The following is a 19,361-nucleotide window of genomic DNA, read 5'->3' on the forward strand; positions in this document are numbered from 1 at the left end:
AATTAACTTACCAGCCAATCTTTAAAATCCTTGACACGATCACGGCTGACTGTAATCTCTTCCTGTGGCTGAAATTCCAGTTCAACCTTGTAATTAGGGGAAGTATGAATATTTTTAATGTAATCTGAATTAATAATAAACTGCCTGTTCGCTCGGAAGAATTTCTTCTCATCCAACACATCTTCCAGCTCATCCAGTGTAAAATCTGAAGGAAAGGATCTTTCCTGGGTTTGGAGATAAACTATTTTATTTTCACTGAAAAAGCAGCTTATTTCGTGAGTCTGCACAATTTTCAGGTTGTATCCTATTTTCACCAAAATCCTGGAAAGTGTCGTCTTTTCTTTTTTAATTAACTGCTTAATTTCTTGCGAATTGACAGAGTTATCTGAAGGAATAAATGATTTGTATTTTTCGATTGCTCCGGCTAAGTCTTCATCCAGAATAGGCTTCAGAAGATAGTCTATGCTGTTTAATTTGAAGGCTTTTAAAGTGTATTGATCAAAAGCTGTGGTATAGATGATAAATCCCTTTGTAGGAACTTTCTCAAAAATATCGAACGATAAACCGTCTCCCAAAACAATATCTGAAAATATCAAATGTGGATGCTCATTTTCTGAAAACCATTGAACGCCTTCTTCCACAGATTCTATTTTCCCAATTAATTCAATTTCAGGAAATTCATTAAGCATTCTTTCCAATTTCCTTGAAGCCGGTTTTTCGTCTTCGATAATAACTGTTTTGATCATTGAGCTCCCGATTTTAGTTTAAATTTCCGAAATAAAATTACTTAAAAATACTGGTTTTTAAAACTTAATCGGTTCTTTTGATTTTCTCATCTCCTTTTCGATCACATTTTTTTCCCACTGAGAATCCAACAGAAATAGTTTTACTGCTTTTACTGTTAAGATAATTCCCCAAATTGCCAGAATAATTGATCCGTTCCATTGTGAGATATTGAAAATTCCTTTCTCGAAAATATCATCAAAGTAAATGATAAAAGCAACGATTCCGAACCATAAAATGTTTTTGTAGAATCTTTTTAAATCCTGTACTCTCTGTTGTGACTGATTGTAGTTCATAGTATTCATTTTTAAAAGGTTATTATTTTTAATTAAAGTGATTTTGTTCTGCTTTTTTCTTCTTCCATCAGTTGTTTTATTTTTCTTTCTTCCCAGTCTTTACCGATTCCGAAAGTGTTTACCGCATGAGCTAAAACTCCGATTCCCCAACCTAACATCGGCCAGTAAAACCATAAATGTTCAGGAGACGTAATGATGTTTAAAACAAATAAGAAAGGAATGACAAGACAATAAGAACTGAGATTTCCGTAGAAACTTTTAAGGTCTTTTACTCTTTTTGATGCTTTTTCGTAAGCCAACACTTCTTTTTGATAAGATAAATTTTCCATAATTATAATTTTTAAATGTTTAACTGTTTGTTTTTGTTGATACAAATGTAGGTCTGCAAAACGCCTCAAATCAATTTTATCTTACCGAACCGTAGAAAATGGTTCCTGAATTGTAAAAATCCCGACTCAACGGAGAATCGGGATTTTAATTATCATCTGTTTTTGATTTATTTTGCCTTAATAAATAAAGGGAATCAATCTTTTTGTTTCTTTTCTGTATTGAAGATATTCGTCGCCAAACTGTTCAATCAGAGCCTGTTCTTCTACTTTAATCCTGTAATTGAATGCTAAAAACGGAGGAATAAAAGCTACGGCAAATGAAATCCAGTTGTTCAGAAACAAACCTAGTCCTACAAAAGTCAGCAATGCAAATGTATAAGAAGGATGTCTCATGTATTTGTAAAAGCCTTCTTTCTTAATTTTATGATCTTCCTGGATACTCACATCTACCGTAAAATATTTACCTAAAGATCTGATAATGACCCATCGGAAAAGAATTCCGATTACAATACAGCCTTCACCGAGAAAAAATATCCACTCTCCCTTGCTGATAGGAAATTTGAACATGTTTGAAATAAAAACAGCCAAAAAAATCGATGGAACAATCACCAACCACAGAATATTTAATGTCGATTTATCTTTCTTCTTAGCGTTTTGGGTGGATGTAAATACTTTTTTGTAGTACAACTCACTTAGAAACCAAATTGCCATCGAAATATAAAATATGACCGTAAGCTCTTTCATGTTATTTTTCTTTATCCATGAGTTCTTTTATTTTTTTCTCTTCCCAACTTTTTCCAAGCACAAAAGGCGGTAAAAAAACGCTTAATCCGTGCGCGGCAAGACCAATCCCCCAAAACAAAGGTAACTGAAACATTTTCCAGCTCCATTGTTCCTTATCATCAGTATCAAAAAACTGAAGGGCGATAACAAGCAAATTCGTAAAACAGTATACCATCAAATGGATATAAAATCCTTTGATCTTTTTTACACGTTTCTCCGCTTCTTTGTAGCGAATATCGTTTTCGTCTATATTTATCATCTTTATCTGTTTTTATGTTGGTCTTTTTCTAATATTTCCCGTATTTTTTTCTCTTCCCAGGTTCTTCCGATTGAGAAAACACTTATTGCATGAGCAGCAATCCCTATTCCCCATCCTAACATCGGCCAGTAAAACCATAAACGTTTAGGAGAAGTAATAAGGTTAAGAATTATTAAAAATGTGATTACTATGATATATGAGAAAAGATTACTATAGAAACTTTTAATCTCTTTCACTCTTTTTTGTGCTTTTTCATAGGCCTTATCTCCAGATTCATTTTTTTCACTGACTACATTAGGTTTACTTAAAAGCATCGGAAGTTTTACTTTAAAGTAATCATCTGATTTTTCAATAAAAACATTTCGCTTCGTCAACAAAGAATACCGCTGAACAATATTAGCCAATCCGATTCCTGCGCTTTCTTTCATCTGTTCTCTTACCTGAAGGTTGTTTTCGATACAAAGCGTATCGTTTTCAGAAAATACTTTTATAATCAACGGCTTTGAAGAAGTGGCAAAATTATGCTTGATGCAGTTTTCCAACAACAGCTGTAGAGAAAGCGGAACCACAAACTGTCTTAAATCTTCGGTATCGATATTAAATTCGAAGTCTACGCTGTCCTCAAATCTTGTTTTTAAAAGCTCACAATAAGTTTTCGCAAATTCAATTTCGTCTTCTACCGTTACTAATTCCTTGTCTTTCTGCTCCAGAACATATCGGTAGATCTTTGACATGGAAGCGGTAAATTTCTGTGCCTGCTTCGGGTTTTCATCAATTAAAGAGCTTAGTACATTCAGGGAATTAAATAAAAAATGCGGGTCCAATTGGTTTTTAAGACTTTCAAACTGGGCATTAGCAGATCTTGCAATCAGCTTCTGTTCTACGACTTCTTTTTTTGAGGTCTTTTTCAGTTCCTCCATAAAACTTTTGGCATGGAGAAAAGCCGAAATCAACAGGGCTATATTGATGGTAAACCAGTTGATGAAATTATATTTTCCAGAAAAATATTCCTTGGCCGTAGCCGCTTTTTGAATAACCACAAAATTCAGGTAATTGCAGAAATACACCAGGATAATATTGGCAATCAGGATTGAAATAATACTTATCACCGCTCTTTTTGTTGTCGCTTCAGACCAGGGAAACTTTTTATTGAGAAAGTCATTAATTGCCCAGTTTCCGAAACCTAAAACGAATGAATAGATAAAGGAAATAAGAATGGTAAGAACAAAGTTTTCAATATTTCTCTCGTCTGTAAATACAAAGAAGAAAAACATTGAAGTTGCCAATGATATCCAGAATAACGTTATGATATTTTTACGTTTCATATTTAAAAATTACCTGATTTCGAATCAGTGATATATAAAATTTGGTCCTCTGGAAAGGAAGACCAAAGTACTATTTTTTATCTCCCATACTCAGAAAATATTCTGCCTCAGATTTTCCCCAATTAGGATCCAAGGTCGTTTTTGGCTTATAAGCATTAAATTTTTCTAAAGATACTTTAAAAAGCTCCAGCCCTTTAGCTTTACTTCCGCCGTATTGCTCCGGAGTGAAATATACATCTTCTGCTTTTATTAAAGCCACTCTTGGATTGGCAGGATCAAAATCTTCTGCTTTTTTCAATTCGTTTGCAGCCTGCGTTCCGTAAGTCATATACCTTTGTTGCGGATTGACCATCATTTTCAGAGAAAAGACCATTTTTTGCAGCAAATGGATTTCAGAATTATTTTTTTCTGCGCTTTCCGCAGCATCTATATATTTTTGTGCCTGATCTGCCACCTCATCAAGACTCTCCATTTTACCTTCTCTCATCAACACTCTTCCTTTTTGAATATACGAAAATGCGGTATAATAATTGGGAAGCCATTTTCCTTTTTCTTTATCTCCGATTCGTTGGAAATCATTGGCAAGGTTCTGAAAATCTTCTGCAGATTTGCAGGTCTCGATTTTAGCGATTTTTTCTGTCATAATTTTCTCATAACCTGCCTGAGCAAAAGTGATTAAACTCACACAGCTTAAAGCAGCAGTTAAAATGTATTTTTTCATAGTTTCTAAATTTTTTGAAGATTATTTTTATTTAAATGTAGTTGTTTTTTACAGATTATTGTTAATGGCATCCTGTGTTCTGTCTACTCCAAAGCTAATGAATGCGCCCACAAAAACAAATGTATTTACCGGAGGAACTACAGCAGAGCTTTGATTTCCGTTTCGGGAAAAGTTATAGCCATAGATATTTTTTGATCCCAATATATTGGAAACACTCAATACAAGAACGGTAAAGGCTTTTGAATCTTTTTTTCCAAGGTTCGGAAGATAATTAAAGCTGAAATTCAGGGCACTGTAATCTTTTAATCTGCCTTCATTTCTTATAAAGTTCACTTCTTCACCATTTACTGTTTTTGTAGCAATATCATAATAGGGTCTTCCTTTGGAGTAGCTGTAAGAAAGATTGGTTCCGAATTTCAGTTCAGGAAAAAATCTTTTTGCTACCACGGAAAGAGTATGTTCTGATGCAAAATTGGGTTTTAAACTCATCGGATAATTCATAAAATCTCTTTTTGAATCCAGATAAGAATAGCTTATCCAATAGTCAATATTTTTGAATGTTTTTTTGTCTCTCCAGAAAAGCTCTAATCCTTTTGCAAAACCATATCCGTTATTGTTTACAGCAGTCTGAACAGATTGATATTGCCCGTTTATTTCTCCGATATTCTGAACTTTGACCAATTCATTATATTTTTTATAAAAAGCTTCCAGTCTTAAGCTTCTTCCTTCAGACGCTCTCTGAATCTGGAAAATATAATGCTGAGACTGCTGAAAATCAAGATTTGAAGGTGAATTGATGTACTTGCTTTCAGGATTTTGATAAAACAGACCATAAGCGAGAGAAGTAGTCCAATCTTTTGCTAAGCGGTAAGCTAATGCAAAACGTGGTGCTATGTTGGCTTTACCCAGGAAAGAAGAATATTCTCCTCTTAGTCCGATTTTTGCAGAAAACTGGTTACTGAAACCTAAATCTGTTTCTACAAAAGCTGCCGAGATCAGATCTCTGTAATTTTTTTGAATGTCCTGAAAGTTTAATTGTTCACTGGCATTATTCAGCTCAAAGCCTCCTCTCACTGCACTTATTTTATTAATTTTTCTTTCTAGAACGGCTTTAAGGTTAATATAATTTCCAGCATTCAGAAGCTCCGTTTTTTCAGATTCAAGAGTATTTGTTTCGGTGGAGAAATTAAGGTTTGATCTGTTGTAAGAATAGGAGGTTCCCACATTCAGAAGATATTTTCCGAATTTTTGTCTGAAAGATAAATTATGATAGGTGTTTTTTCCTTTTAAACGAACCAAAGCGAAATCATATTCCGATTCAAGGCTTTCCGTTTTCACCCCCATTTTATTGGTATTATACATCCCGTAATATTTGAAAAGACCTCCGGATTTGGTTTTTATTCTAAAATTGGCATCTCCGTTGAAACCTTGCGGAGCATCTATAAAATCGGTGTTAAAATCAAAGACCTTCTGCATTAAACTTAATAAAGAATATCCTGCACTTGCCCCGTAAGAATACGTTTTTTTATCATCTAATTTTTGGAAACCCGCGTTTAAAAAGATGGGTGAAATTCCGAAGTCATAAGAGCTCTGATCCGGAAGATCCACACTTTCAAGCATCAATGCTCCGGAAAGAGCCTGCCCGTACAACGCAGAATAACCTCCGCTTGAAAATATATTTCCTTTAAAAAGAGAAGTATTAAACTGATCTCTCCCTGCAATTCCCGGAATTGAATTGGAGAAATAATTATTGATCAAACTTCCGTCCATAAAAATCTTAGACTCGGTTCCGGTTCCTCCACGAATAAACAATCCTTCCGACTCTCCTACTTTCTGAACACCCGGAAGATAATTCAACGCTGAAGAAATCTGTCCGTCTGCTCCTGCAGTAGTATAAATATCTATAGGAGTTAAAAGTGCTGTTGCTCTTTTTTTATCGCTTGCTTCAATGGCCCCTGCAGAAACAACAACAGCATCTATTTCGTTGATCTGCTCTTTTAATTCCGCATTCACTACGACATTCTGATCACCGATCTCAATATTTTTATTGACTTCGATATATTTAGGATGGGTAAAACTCAGCACATGATCTCCTTTTTCTGAGGTTTCAAACGAGAAATTACCTTCCGCGTCGGTTGTTGCTCCGTCATAAGTATCTTTTAAAATAACATTCACCTCACTCACTCCTTTATTTTTAAAGCTCACTTTTCCTGAGATTCTGGTTTGGGCAAAACTTAAAGTAAGTGATAAAAAAAAGGCGAGAAATGATAATTTTGTTTTCATAGCTGTTTTTATTTCGATTCAAAAGTAGGATGAATTTTTGAAGTCTATAAATTTTTGTTGCTGAATGGTTGGTTTTTGATTCTGAGTTGTAATTTTAGGTTTAACGCAGATATTTTTTTTGATTTTTGAACAATTTTTATTCAAGGAAGTGAATGAGTCTTTTGTCCTTCTGACGAAGGAAGAATCTCTATTTTGTTCTTTATAGATTCTTCAATACGCTTTGCTGCTTTCAGAATGACAAATCTAATGTGGTAAACTTTAACCACCCCGTCAAAAATTCTTTCGAATTTTCGACCCCCTTCCAAAGGAGGGGAATTTTTATAACTATTTGCTTTACTAATGCCCTTTTTAATGAATAGGAATACAAAAATCTACAAGCATTTTTCCTTCGGGATGTTCTTTGAAATTGGTGTGATAAATTTCGAAAGGGAAGACTTTCCGAACGGCATAATTGTTTTCTTTCATCCATAAAAAGAGAGAAACCCAACATTGTTCGAAGTCATGTAAGGTAACCTCACCACTCCCGATGATGAATTTTCCAGCTTCAATCGTTTCCGGGAAAACTTCACCTTCCTGCTTCTTTAAAGGTTCATCCAACAGCATACAGGCATGAATTCTTACTTTATCCGGTGGCGTGACTTTAAAACTGTCGTGGTAAACGGAAAGCATTTTTACATTCTCTTTGGGAAATAGTCTTTTCGTTTTCGCCCAATCAATCAGAATATTGTAAGAAGGCTCAACATTAGCAATTCCCAGACTCATTACAGCTGCCAAATTCATTTCCTGAAGTTCGGTTACTTTAATTTTTAAATTCATATTTCTCCAATTTAATAGGTTTTCGATATTGCAAATGTATTGGTCGAAAACCGTATCAATTTGTCCGTTCTTGCTTTCTTTATTCTGGATCTTATGAAAATTTTCAGGTGCCAATTTACGGAATTCCGAGGGCGATTTTCCGTAATATTTTTTAAAGGTTTTATTAAATGCCGAATGATTGGAAAAACCGAACTGATGATAAATATCCTTCACAGTCAAATTCTTTCTTAAAGCTAAATAAAAAGCGCTTTTTTCAATTCTTTTCCGGGTAATATAATTCTGAACTGTTTCGTCTGTGATCATCCGGAAAATCCTATGAAAATGAAACGGGGAATACGCTGCAATCTCTGCAACTTTTTCTAAGGAAAGCTCTGTATCAAGATTATTATCAATAAACTGAATGGTTTTTACGATTCTTTTTTTGTATTCTTCCACGTCAAAGTGTTTCCAGCAAAGGTACCAAGATCGGGTGAAAATTATTTGTCATTTATTGCTGGTTGAAAAAAAGAATGAAAGCCATAAAGTGTTTCGGGAAATCTTTTTTAATTTTATAGAAAAATCATTTACAATGAAAATACAAACAATGTCATTATTGCTAGGGAGTGTATTTTTGGCAGCTTCTTGCTGTACTACAAAAACGTACACTATAAACCCTAAAAGTGGAACACAAACCGACGGGACTGCAAAGTTTACCCAGAAAAAAAATGAAGTGGTTATGAAACTGGATGTAAAAAATCTTACTCCTGGAATACACGCTGTACACATTCATGAGAAAGGAGACTGCTCTGCAGCTGACGGAACTTCTACAGGAGGACATTGGAACCCTTCAAAGAACGATCACGGTAAATGGGGAGCTGAGCATTTCCACATGGGAGATATCGGAAATTTAACTGCTAATCAGGACGGAGTGGCAACGCTTACTTTCAAAACTGAAAAATGGTGTTTAGGATGTACTGATGAATCTAAAAATATCATTGGTAAAGGTCTTATCATCCATGCTGCAGCAGATGATTTCCATACCCAGCCTACAGGAAATGCCGGAGGAAGAGTGGGATGCGTAGAGATTAAATAATTGCCTATAATAAGTAAAAAAATAACCGCTAATTTCTTAGCGGTTATTTTTATTTATTGCTTTGTAGTCATATCTGCGAGAATGTTCATTGCTTCCTGAAGGTAAGTATCTTTTCTAAGGTTCTTCACCCATAGTTCAGATTTCTTCTTGAAGGCTTCATCTTTTTTCTCTCTTTCTATTTCTGCAGGGAACATCGTAAATTTAAGTCCGTTATCGAATTTCGTAAGCACTTTGAATTTCTCGATCTGAGCTTTTCTCTGCTTCATCAGTTCATTGAACTTATTGATATTCAATGTGATCGTTTCTTCTTTATCCAATTTCTCTCTCCATTGTGCAGATTCAATCAGCAACTGGTAATTTGAATTTTTTGCCATTCTTGCTGCACTTGCTTTTTCTAAAGCCTGAATATCAAAATAGTTCAGCTTTTCGAATTTCGTAGCAGGAATTTTATCCCAAGCTAAAGCATAATCATCATATCTCTCTCCTATCTCAGCATAGGTAAAGAAGTCTTTCATCTGAATATCAGAAACCACACCTTTTCTTTGCGTTGATTCCCCAGTAATTCTGTAGAACTTCTGAATTGTCAGTTTTAAAGATCCGAAATCGTCTTCTGTATTTAAGAATCTGTTCAGGTCTACAAAAGTCTGAACGGTTCCTTTTCCGAATGACTGTGGAGATCCGATCACTAAAGCTCTTCCGTTATCCTGCATTACTCCCGCAAGGATTTCTGAAGCTGAAGCAGAAAGCTCGTTCTGCATGATCACTAATGACCCTGTCCAGATTGGTGATTCATTTTTATTTTTCAGCGTCTGGATTTTCCCGTTTCCGTCTTTTACCTGAACATATGGACCTGCATTCATGAACAGTCCCATAATATCTCCTACTTCTGTTAAAGATCCTCCCCCGTTATTTCTTAAGTCTAAAACAATCCCTTCGATGTTTTGCTGCTTAAGCTTAATAATTTCGTTCTTGATATCGTCAGAAGCATTTCTTCCTTTATCGTTTTCAAAATCCGCATTGAAGCTTGGCAAGTTGATGAAACCGTACTTTTTACCGTTGGGAGCATTTACTACGATACTTCTTGCAAAAGTGTCCTCTATCGCCACTTCTTCACGGATCATGGTTACATCTTTTATCGTTCCGTCTTTTTTCTGAACCGTTAAAGTAACCGGAGTTCCTTTTTCCCCTCTGATCAGTCTTACCGCTTCATCAGAAAGCATTCCTACCACATTTACAGCATCTTCTTTCGGTTTTGATTTTACTTTTAAGATTTTATCACCTTCCGAAAGCTGTTTTGATTTCCAGGCCGGAGCTCCAATGGTAAGAGCACCTAAATAAAGATTTCCTTTTTTCTCCTGAATAATCGCTCCGATTCCAATTACTTTTCCTGTAAAGTTGGTATCAAAATCTTCTTTATCTTTTGGAGAATAATAGTTGGTATGCGGATCAAAAACTTCTGTATAAGCATTCATGTATACTGAGAACCAGTCCATTTTCTTTCTCTTTTTAAATCTTGTAAAGGTTTCTTTCACAAGATCTTTTACCTCATCTGTAGCCTGCTTTATTTTCATTTCCGGAGAAAGAGGCTTGTATTTGATGGTATCTTTTAAGTTGTATTTCTGAACAGAATCTTTTTTCTCTTTCTGAGCTTCTTCCTTGCTGTTCATCGACTCAACTTCCTGCAGGATGTTGTATTTGATGAATTTTTTCCATTCATTATACTGTTCTTGCTTATTAGCCGGTACTTTCTTTAATTTTGGCTCAAGAGTTAGCGTTTCGTCTTCTTCCAGATTGATTGGCTTACTGAAAATATCCTGAGTGATCTTGTCGATCTCATCTACTCTTTGGTACAATCTGTCAACCGTCAGTTTATAAAATGTTAAATCTCCCTGATTAAGATAATCGTCCAATTTAGTTTCATGCTTACTAAACTCGTCCATATCCGACTGCAAAAAGTATCTTTTCGCAGGATCGATCATCTCAAAATAATGCTTGTACACATCTTTGGAATAAGCATCATTAATGGGTTTCGGGCTGTAATGTAAGTAAGATAGGGTGTTTTTTACACTCACCATTATCGTCTGCATTTTCTCATCATCATTTTTAGGCGAATTGAAGCAAAACATTAGACTTGTCAATGGAATTAGTAGTAAAAATTTATTCAGCTTAAAATTTTTCCACATAAACTGTCTGTTTTTATTAATTTTTTATAAATAGTAGAATGATTAGTAGTAACAAATAATTTTCTGTTACAAACTATCAAATTTAGCACCTTATTTATAAATATCGAATACTTTTAGTTTTTTTTGTTAAAATAGTTATTATTTTAGACTTTCACACCCTGCTTTCCGGTAAAATTATTTTGAATAATAAAGATACCGCCATTATTTATTGGATCACAATACTTTTTGTTCTCACTGTATGAGCTGAAAAATAGCCTAACGCTCCGTTTGTGATATTACTTGGAGGGTTAGCCGGTGTAACGCCTCCTCCGGGTCCACCGGAAAGCTGAAGAAGTGCAGAATAAAAAGTATATACAGGATCGTCTATACACTGCATTTCAACATGAATCGTATCACCTACAACCACTTTTATATCATCTGCATTGGCATCATCGTTAGGAAGAATCAAAGGTCTTTGATTTGGCATTCCATTATTTACATTATCAGAAAACTCCGAAAAGAATTTTTTTGGATTATTATTTACCGTATAAATAAAAAGATAACGGTTTCCAAGTGGAGACGGATCGGTAAAGAGAGGCAAAAGTGTATAACTTGTTTCACCTCCCACCTTGAAAGAGTCCTGTTCCAGACCATCAAATGAAACGGCTTCAGGCATTATACTCTGTGCAGAATATTGTTTTCCTTCAGCATTTATTTTTAAGGTATAAGTTCTTCCTGACTGTCCTACAAAATTAGAAGTTTTATAGGTTCCATTTCCTGCGTACTGCAACGTTTCGGTTTGTCCGGTATTATCACTTAAAACAACCTGCGCATTTTCCACTGCAGGATACTGATTGGCTTCCGTAAAAGCCACTGACTTTGTAATTTTCACAAAATACGGACCTGCCTGATCGGTTACATTTCCTTCGATCACAATTTGGCCACTTTGATCCTCCAAATTAAGATCAATTTCCTTTTCACAAGAAATTACTAAAGAAAGTGACAATATGATTAAAAATATATTTTTCATGAATTAAAATTTGAAATTATACGTGATGTTGGGTACCCAACGGAATAATGATGTCTGCATAGCACGGGTCGTTCCTGGTTTATCCGGATTGTCTTCGAAATTGATAGTATAAGCATTTTCCCGTCCATAAACATTATAAATTCCAAAAGACCAAGAACCTTTGAAACGCTTATTAGATCCTGCACTCGGTTCATATGTTGCACTCAGATCCATTCTGTGATAAGCCGGCATTCTGTCTGCATTTCTGCTGCTGTATTGGAAAACAGTCTGTCCGTTCAGTTCGTATTTTCCGGTCGGGAAAGTCACTGCATTTCCTGTGCTGTATAAAAATAATCCTGAAAAAGACCATTTCGGATTCAACTGATAGGTTGCAACCACCGAAAGATCATGGGTTTTGTCCTGTCTCGCATTATACCAGTCATCATTATTGATCCCGTTGATTTTTCTTTCTGTTTTTGACAAAGTGTAGGAAATCCAGCCCGTTAATTTTCCGCTTTTCTTTTTAGCTATTAATTCTAATCCATAAGCTCTTCCTTTTCCGAATAACAGCTCACTTTCTACATCTGCTGCCGTATCAAATGAAATCTGCGCTCCGTTTTTATAGTCGATCTGATTTTGCATGGATTTGTAATAAATCTCAGCATTTACTTCATAATTATTGTCGTTGAAATTTCGGCTATAGCCTATGCTGACCTGATCTGCAATTTCCGGTTTTACTGTGTAGCTGCTTCCGATCCATTGATCCGTAGGATTTCCGCTTCCGCTGTTGCTTAATAAGTGAAGGTTTTGGGTATTTCTGGAGTATCCTCCTTTTACGCTGCTGACTTCATTAATTCTGTAATTGGCAGTAATTCTCGGTTCAAGATTCACGTAAGTTTTTCCGAATTTTCCTTTTTCTAAAAATTCAGAACCGGTGAGAACTCCATTTTGATAAGTATTAAAGGTATCGCCTCCTAAAACGCTGAACATTGAAAGCCTCGCCCCGTAATTAACCGTTAATTTTTCGGTTGCTTTAAAATCATCATTAATATACAGTGCGTTTTCCCATGAATATCTCGGATTTCTCGGAAAACTGCTCACACTGGTTCCGGAAGCACTGCTTGGTGTAATGGTATGATAAATAGACTGTAAACCAAATTTCACTGAATGTTTATTTCCTGCAAACCATGAAAAATCCTGTTTCAGGTTCCAGTCCTCAATTTGAGAGTCCAGTCCGAAGGTATTATTGTTACTACTTACGCTTACATTATAATTATAGTTACTGTAAATCAATGAAGTATTGGAAAATAATTTACTGCTGATAATGCTGTTCCATCTTAAAGTAGCCGTTGTATTGCCCCAGTCCGTAGAAAAGGTATCGCCTAAACCAAGTACATCTCTTCCGAAATATCCGGATAAATACAACCTGTTGTTTTCATTGATCTGATAATTGGCTTTTAAATTCAAATCATAAAAATACAATTTACTGTCTTTATAGTCATCCGTAGTTTTTAGAAATAAATCGGCATAGGTCCTTCTTCCTGAAACAATAAAAGATGATTTTTCTTTTTGAATCGGTCCTTCAACACTCAATCTGCTACTGATCAATCCAATTCCTCCGTTTACGTTATATTCTTTATTGTTTCCATCTTTCATTTTGACATCCAAAACTGAGGATAGCCTACCTCCATACTGTGCAGGACTGTTTCCTTTAATAATGCTTACATCTTTCAGGGCATCACTGTTGAAAGTACTGAAAAAACCCAATAAATGGGAAGCATTATATACCGCAGCTTCGTCAAGCAAAATAAGATTCTGATCAGTCGCTCCTCCTCTCACGCTGAATCCGCTGCTTCCTTCTCCGTTACTTTTAATACCCGGTAAAAGCTGTATTGTTTTCATCACATCTTTTTCGCCAAACAAAACAGGAAGTTTTTCAATATTTTTAATGCTTAAAGTTTCTGTTCCCATCTGGGCAGAACTCAGGTTTTTATCTTTTTTAATTCCAGAAATAACGACTTCATCAATGGTTTTTACTCTTTCTTCTTCTCCGGCAACCAGCTCAATATCCTGTTTTATATTATCTTCTACAGAAATACTTTGCCGAAAATCTTTAAAACCGGGATTCGAAATCAATAAATGATAAGTTCCTTTGGGGAGAGAAAGAGAATAAAAGCCATATTCGTTAGCAACAACAGAAATATTGGGATTTTCTGCTACTTTTACAGTCACTCCAATAAGCAGTTCCCCGTTTTTCTTATCTTTTATCGTTCCGCTTACTGAATATTGCTGCTGAGCAAAAGCAACTGTACAAAAACAAATTGCCGCCGCCGAAGTAGCTGCCTTTAAAAAGGATATTTGCATTAGTTTATTTTTTGTGAGTATATATTTACACTTATTTTTTTGATTAGTTTTTAAATTGCATGGATTGTTACAATAATCCTGTATTACTGCAATACAAAACGCTTAAATCGTCAAAATATTTCTCTCTTTTTAGATTATTTCAAAAATATACATCCAGAATTAGCCCTTCAAGACTTCATTAAAATTATCATGAATTATGTATTTTAGGTTGTATATTTGTTAAAATTATTTTTTTAATATGGAAAGACCACTTATTCTGGTTACTAATGATGACGGAATTACAGCACCTGGTATCAGAAATCTTGTAAGCTTTATGAACGAAATCGGAGAAGTCGTTGTTGTAGCTCCCAATTCTCCACAAAGCGGTAAAGGTCACGCTATCACCATCAATTCTACCCTAAGTTACGAAGAAGTACATCTGGATGGTCCTCAAAAGGATTTTTCGTGTAGCGGAACTCCTGTAGACTGCGTAAAAATGGCTCTTGATAAAATCTTACCGAGAAGGCCGGATATTGTTGTTTCAGGGATCAATCATGGCGCCAATTCTTCAATCAATGTTATCTATTCAGGGACAATGTCTGCAGCTGTGGAAGCGGGTGTAGAAAATCTTCCTGCAATAGGATTTTCTTTACTGGATTTCAGTTGGGAAGCCGATTTCACTCAGGCAAAAGAATATATTCAGAATATCGTCAGAAAAACATTGGAAAACCCAATGCCAAAAGGAATTGTTTTAAATGTAAACATCCCTAAGCTCTTAAAAGAAGAAATAAAAGGCGTAAAAGTCTGCAAACAGGCCCACGCAAAATGGGAAGAAAGTTTTGATGAAAGGGTAAATCCGCATGGCAAAAAATATTACTGGTTAACAGGATATTTCAACAATATGGATGAATCTCAGGATGCTGATGAGACTGCTTTAGCCAATGGATATATTTCCATTGTTCCGGTAAAATTTGATTTAACCGCTTATGAGTATATGAATACGCTGAGTGAGGTAATGAATTTTGATTAAAATATAAAGGCGTAAATAATTTTACGCCTTATTTTTTGTTTTTTTATGTGCTTTTGTCTTGAAACAAAAGAACGAAAAATTCAAGACTTCGAAACTTCCACTAAAAATTAATTCTGCTCTCTAAAAATTCTAAAACTCGCACGAATTGAAAATTGATCCTCTCTGATTCAATATTTGTCTCGCGCTCAAACAGTAGAATTTTTTTAACGTTCACAGAATTAACTTTCTTAACGCTCCACTTTCCTAGGTCGTTAACATAATCTGTGTAAATCTGAGAAATCTGTGGGAAATTTAAAATAAAACCCTATCCTCTTTTCTCAATTCCTCCAAATATTTGCTTTTATCATCCCTATAGAAAAGATTCATCGTCTCAAAAGGAATTAATTTTAGATCCTTGTTTACAATATGAACGCAGGATTTCTTTACTGCACGGACATCAAAATCATGAGCATCCATAAAGTTCATAATAATGATTCTGAACAGATTATCATAATCCAGATTCGGAGCGGAAACTTCAGGAAGACAACACAATAACTGATTTACTTTAGGCTGCACTTTATCTACAGAAATTCCGGTACTGAAAATATCTAAAAGCTGCATCTGCAATCCCGTATCCTGTTCGTAGACAATCGTATTTCGGGTTTCATTATTCAGTAAATCAGCAGGATTGATGTATCTCGTTAAAGGAATGGTTTCACCTTCCAGTTTTAAAATATATCCCATTGCCAAAGCATCCGGATTGCAGGGAACCGGAATAATATCGTCTGAATTCAGTAAAGGAAACTGGTTCAGAATCTCCTGTCTTACCTCCGTCAATGTAATTTTTTCATGAGCAGAATCTTCCTTGTTTCTACCTGCAATTTCAACAGGCTGGAAAGTAATTCCGCGTACGCATTTCTGTTTTAAAGCAAACTCAATGATCTTACCAATTTCGTCTATATTTTTATCTTTCTGAAGAACGATAACAAGCGTTGTAGAAAGATTTAAAGCATTTAACTTCTCCAAAGCCTTCAATCGAACATCTGTTAAATCTTTTCCTCTAAAATCCTTTAGAACTTCGGGTTTAAAAGAATCAAACTGAAGATAAATTTCAAATTCCGGAGCGTATGTAGCTAATTTTTCTGCAAAACCCGGGTCATTGGCAATTCTTACTCCGTTTGTATTCAGCATTAAATGTTTAATCGGTTTCGACTTCGCAATATCCATGATTTTGAAGAATTCCGGATGAATCGTCGGCTCTCCTCCACTTATCTGTACCACATCCGGTTCTCCTTCATTTTTTACAATGACATCAAACATCGCTTCAATCTCTTCTAGGCTTCTGTGGCTTCCGTAATGTGGTGATGACATGGCATAACAAGTTGGGCAGGTAAGATTACACCGATCTGTCACTTCCACAATAGAAAGACAGCTGTGTTGCTCATGATCTACGCATAGACCGCAATCATAAGGACAACCGTATTCTACATCCGTTCCGAAATGTAAAGGCATTTCAGAAGCTTTATTGTAGTTTCTAATGTTTTTATAATAGTGAACATCCGAAGCGATTTTAGTTTTGAAAAATCCGTGATCAGGACATCTTTTCGTCATAAAAACGGCTTCATCCTCAATGATAATCTTTGCGCCTACTCTTTTCAGGCATTCAGGACAAAGACTGATCGTATAATCGTAATAGGTATAATTTCTTACCGGCATAATTCCTTTTTTTACAAGCTAAAACCACAGATACAGCCTCCAGCAATAAAAGTAAGGATTCCGATGAGGATTCCGATTAAGGGAACTTTAAAACTGTATTTTTTTCCAGTACTCGAAGCAGACATTATTCCTAAAATGACAGCAATTAAAATTGAAATAGCAAATGTGGCGAGACCTATGCAAAGGAAAATTATTCCCATTCCGGCAAGATCTCCTCCTCCAAGATTACCGACTTCTAATAATTTCATGTGTATTTTTTTTCAATAGATAAATATAATAAATGACCACTAATAAACATACGATTTGTATCGTACTCAAATTCAAAATGATATTAAATTTTGGTTTAATGAAATCCAGGATAAATCTGAACGAGAAATAAAAAAGCATAAAAAGCTGGAATAAAACTCCTGATCTGTAGGCATAATTCTTTTGAAAATATTTCAAAAAAATGAAAAGAATCAATAAAAATATCATCTCATATAAGGCAACAGGATGTCTATTGATATGATCTCCCAGATTCATTCCAAATATGGAATCAGTTGGTAATCCGTATGTTTCTTCATAAATTCCTGTACAAAAACAACCTATTCTTCCTATAAACATTGCCACAATTAATGGATAAACCATTTTATCCCCGGTGCTTTCTTTTTTACCTATCATTTTTTTCATCAATTCAACCCCAACAAGACCACCTGATAAACCTCCTACAATGGTATTATTCAGCCAGATATATATCCATAGATTTTGAGCTTTCATTAGATCGTAAGGTCTTTCTAATGAACCAATGAAATGTGAACCAAGCAGTGCCCCAAGAGTTGCAGCAATCAGGATAAGTAATGAATTTACACTACTGAATTTCTCTTTATCTTTTCTTTTTGCAAAAGTATAATACCTCATCCCTATAAAAATCCCTAAAGATTCTGTAATGGGATGCAATAAAACCTCTTTACCCAAAATGTGAAAAGTAAACGGAAAATCCATGGTTCCAAAAATATTGTTTTTAATTAAGACTTTAATACTTTTCTATTGTCGATTCTTATTTTATTTCCCGCAGATTTTCACAAATATTCACGCGAAAATGACTTAGGAAAATGGAGTATTAAGAAAATTAATTCTGTGAACGTTAAAAAAATTCTACTGTTTGAGCGTGAGACAACATTTGAACCGAAGAACAAATACTGAATTCACGCGAGTTTTAGAATTTTTAGAGAACAGAATTAATTTTTAGCGAAAGTTTCCAAGTCTTGAACTTTTGTTTCTTTTGTTTCAAGACAAAAGAAAATTAACTCATAAATTTTATAAAATCTTTCTAAATCAAATTTCAAATCAATCTTTTTCCTAAATTTAAGTAAAATAATTTCCAAATTATGAGAATAGAATATGATATAAAACTGGGTTTTAAAGACGTAATGTTTCGTCCGAAACGTTCTACCTTAAAATCACGCTCAGAAGTTAACTTAGACAGAGAATTTACCTTCAGACATACTAAAAAGAAATGGAAAGGCACTCCCATCATTGCTGCCAATATGGATACGGTGGGAACTTTTGAAATGGCTGTGGAACTGGCAAAAGAAAAGATCATTACTGCCATTCATAAGCACTATACTCCTGAAGAATGGTCCTATTTTCTGAATAGCCAGTCTGAAGAAATTTATCAGTATATCGCACTAAGTACCGGAACCGGGAAAGCTGACGAAGAAAAAATAAAAACGATTCTCGAAAAACACCCAAAAATCGAATTTCTCTGCATAGATGTAGCCAATGGGTATTCTGAGCATTTTGTGGAATTTGTGAAGAAAGCAAGAGCTAACTTTCCTGATAAGATTATTATCGCCGGAAATGTGGTAACCGGAGAAATGGTTGAAGAACTTTTATTGGCAGGTGCAGATGTCATAAAAGTAGGAATCGGTCCCGGTTCTGTATGTACGACGCGTGTAAAAACAGGAGTCGGTTATCCTCAGCTTTCTGCCATTATAGAATGTGCAGACGCAGCGCATGGTCTGAAAGGTCATATCATTGCAGACGGAGGCTGTAAAGTTCCGGGAGATGTTGCCAAAGCATTTGGTGGTGGAGCAGATTTTGTAATGCTCGGAGGAATGTTTGCTGGTCACGATGAAAGTGGTGGTGAAATCGTAGAAGAAAATGGTAAAAAATTCAGGTTATTTTACGGGATGAGCTCTAAAACAGCCATGGACAAGCATTCGGGAGGTGTTGCAGAATATAGAGCTTCGGAAGGAAAAACCGTAAAAGTGGCTTATAAAGGACCTGTTTCGGAAACGGTAAAAGATATTTTGGGAGGAGTCCGCTCTACTTGCACTTATGTAGGTGCATCTACTTTAAAGGAACTGTCTAAAAGAACAACTTTCATCCGAGTTCAGGAGCAGGAAAACCAAGTTTTTAATTAATGTTTTTAAAAAGTAGAGTTATTAATTAGCGCCTGCTTCTAACTAACTGA

18 protein-coding genes are annotated in these 19,361 nt (G+C 35.2%); 3 read left to right on the forward strand and 15 right to left on the reverse strand.

Annotated features, from left to right (window positions below; all coding sequences use genetic code 11):
- Positions 1-2: 2 nt before the first annotated feature.
- The 9 genes from CLV73_RS14105 to CLV73_RS14145 all read right to left on the reverse strand — a co-directional run bounded on the left by CLV73_RS14105 (position 3) and on the right by CLV73_RS14145 (position 8,030).
- Positions 3-746 carry a LytR/AlgR family response regulator transcription factor gene (locus tag CLV73_RS14105; RefSeq protein WP_100377515.1) on the reverse strand — a complete coding sequence of 248 codons (744 nt, stop codon included), beginning with the start codon at positions 744-746 and terminating at the stop codon, positions 3-5.
- Between the two features lie 57 nt (positions 747-803).
- On the reverse strand, positions 804-1,079 hold the full coding sequence (locus CLV73_RS14110; RefSeq protein WP_157798805.1) for a 2TM domain-containing protein: 276 nt from the start codon (positions 1,077-1,079) through the stop codon (positions 804-806).
- A gap of 32 nt (positions 1,080-1,111) precedes the next feature.
- Entirely contained in the window at positions 1,112-1,408 is a 297-nt protein-coding gene (locus CLV73_RS14115; protein WP_100377517.1) for a 2TM domain-containing protein, read from the reverse strand.
- A gap of 177 nt (positions 1,409-1,585) precedes the next feature.
- Positions 1,586-2,152: a methyltransferase family protein gene (locus tag CLV73_RS14120; RefSeq protein ID WP_100377518.1), complete on the reverse strand. Its 567-nt coding sequence runs from the start codon at positions 2,150-2,152 to the stop codon at positions 1,586-1,588.
- A gap of 1 nt (position 2,153) precedes the next feature.
- Complete coding sequence (locus CLV73_RS14125; protein WP_100377519.1) at positions 2,154-2,450, reverse strand: 2TM domain-containing protein; 297 nt, start codon at positions 2,448-2,450, stop codon at positions 2,154-2,156.
- A 2-nt stretch (positions 2,451-2,452) separates the two neighbouring features.
- A complete protein-coding gene (locus CLV73_RS14130; RefSeq protein WP_100377520.1) occupies positions 2,453-3,775 on the reverse strand; it encodes a 2TM domain-containing protein in 1,323 nt (440 codons plus the stop codon).
- A gap of 70 nt (positions 3,776-3,845) precedes the next feature.
- Positions 3,846-4,496 carry a hypothetical protein gene (locus CLV73_RS14135; RefSeq protein ID WP_100377521.1) on the reverse strand — a complete coding sequence of 217 codons (651 nt, stop codon included), beginning with the start codon at positions 4,494-4,496 and terminating at the stop codon, positions 3,846-3,848.
- Between the two features lie 48 nt (positions 4,497-4,544).
- The gene (locus CLV73_RS14140; protein WP_100377522.1) at positions 4,545-6,779 is read right to left on the reverse strand and encodes a TonB-dependent receptor; all 2,235 of its coding nucleotides are present in this window, start codon (positions 6,777-6,779) and stop codon (positions 4,545-4,547) included.
- A gap of 348 nt (positions 6,780-7,127) precedes the next feature.
- Positions 7,128-8,030 (reverse strand): AraC family transcriptional regulator, encoded by a 903-nt coding sequence (locus CLV73_RS14145; RefSeq protein ID WP_100377523.1) that lies wholly within the window; start codon positions 8,028-8,030, stop codon positions 7,128-7,130.
- Positions 8,031-8,163: 133 nt separating this feature from the next.
- Here CLV73_RS14145 and CLV73_RS14150 point away from each other — a divergent pair, with 133 nt between their 5' ends.
- Entirely contained in the window at positions 8,164-8,667 is a 504-nt protein-coding gene (locus tag CLV73_RS14150) for a superoxide dismutase family protein (RefSeq protein WP_100377873.1), read from the forward strand.
- A gap of 53 nt (positions 8,668-8,720) precedes the next feature.
- Here the strand turns inward: CLV73_RS14150 and CLV73_RS14155 are convergent, their stop codons facing one another.
- The 3 genes from CLV73_RS14155 to CLV73_RS14165 all read right to left on the reverse strand — a co-directional run bounded on the left by CLV73_RS14155 (position 8,721) and on the right by CLV73_RS14165 (position 14,202).
- Positions 8,721-10,850 (reverse strand): carboxy terminal-processing peptidase, encoded by a 2,130-nt coding sequence (locus CLV73_RS14155; protein WP_100377524.1) that lies wholly within the window; start codon positions 10,848-10,850, stop codon positions 8,721-8,723.
- A gap of 205 nt (positions 10,851-11,055) precedes the next feature.
- Complete coding sequence (locus CLV73_RS14160; RefSeq protein WP_100377525.1) at positions 11,056-11,859, reverse strand: DUF4249 domain-containing protein; 804 nt, start codon at positions 11,857-11,859, stop codon at positions 11,056-11,058.
- A gap of 3 nt (positions 11,860-11,862) precedes the next feature.
- Entirely contained in the window at positions 11,863-14,202 is a 2,340-nt protein-coding gene (locus tag CLV73_RS14165) for a TonB-dependent receptor (RefSeq protein WP_100377526.1), read from the reverse strand.
- A gap of 238 nt (positions 14,203-14,440) precedes the next feature.
- Between CLV73_RS14165 and surE the strand changes: the two genes are divergently transcribed.
- Positions 14,441-15,211, forward strand: coding sequence for a 5'/3'-nucleotidase SurE (gene surE, locus CLV73_RS14170; RefSeq protein ID WP_100377527.1), 771 nt, complete (start codon positions 14,441-14,443; stop codon positions 15,209-15,211).
- 291 nt (positions 15,212-15,502) lie between these two features.
- Here surE and CLV73_RS14175 read toward each other — a convergent pair whose 3' ends face one another.
- Genes CLV73_RS14175 through CLV73_RS14185 form a run of 3 tightly spaced genes read right to left on the reverse strand, consistent with a single transcriptional unit; the run spans position 15,503 to position 17,887 of the window.
- Positions 15,503-16,906, reverse strand: coding sequence for a radical SAM protein (locus tag CLV73_RS14175; protein WP_100377528.1), 1,404 nt, complete (start codon positions 16,904-16,906; stop codon positions 15,503-15,505).
- An 11-nt stretch (positions 16,907-16,917) separates the two neighbouring features.
- Positions 16,918-17,154: a hypothetical protein gene (locus CLV73_RS14180; RefSeq protein ID WP_100377529.1), complete on the reverse strand. Its 237-nt coding sequence runs from the start codon at positions 17,152-17,154 to the stop codon at positions 16,918-16,920.
- A complete protein-coding gene (locus CLV73_RS14185; RefSeq protein ID WP_100377530.1) occupies positions 17,132-17,887 on the reverse strand; it encodes a prolipoprotein diacylglyceryl transferase family protein in 756 nt (251 codons plus the stop codon). Before CLV73_RS14185 ends, CLV73_RS14180 begins: the two co-directional genes overlap by 23 nt.
- A 386-nt stretch (positions 17,888-18,273) precedes the next feature.
- On the opposite strand from CLV73_RS14185, the gene CLV73_RS14190 reads away from it, so the two are divergent.
- Complete coding sequence (locus CLV73_RS14190) at positions 18,274-19,311, forward strand: GMP reductase (RefSeq protein WP_100377531.1); 1,038 nt, start codon at positions 18,274-18,276, stop codon at positions 19,309-19,311.
- Positions 19,312-19,361 lie beyond the last annotated feature (50 nt).

This window comes from Chryseobacterium geocarposphaerae (assembly GCF_002797535.1).
Classification (GTDB): Bacteria; Bacteroidota; Bacteroidia; order Flavobacteriales; family Weeksellaceae; genus Chryseobacterium; species Chryseobacterium geocarposphaerae.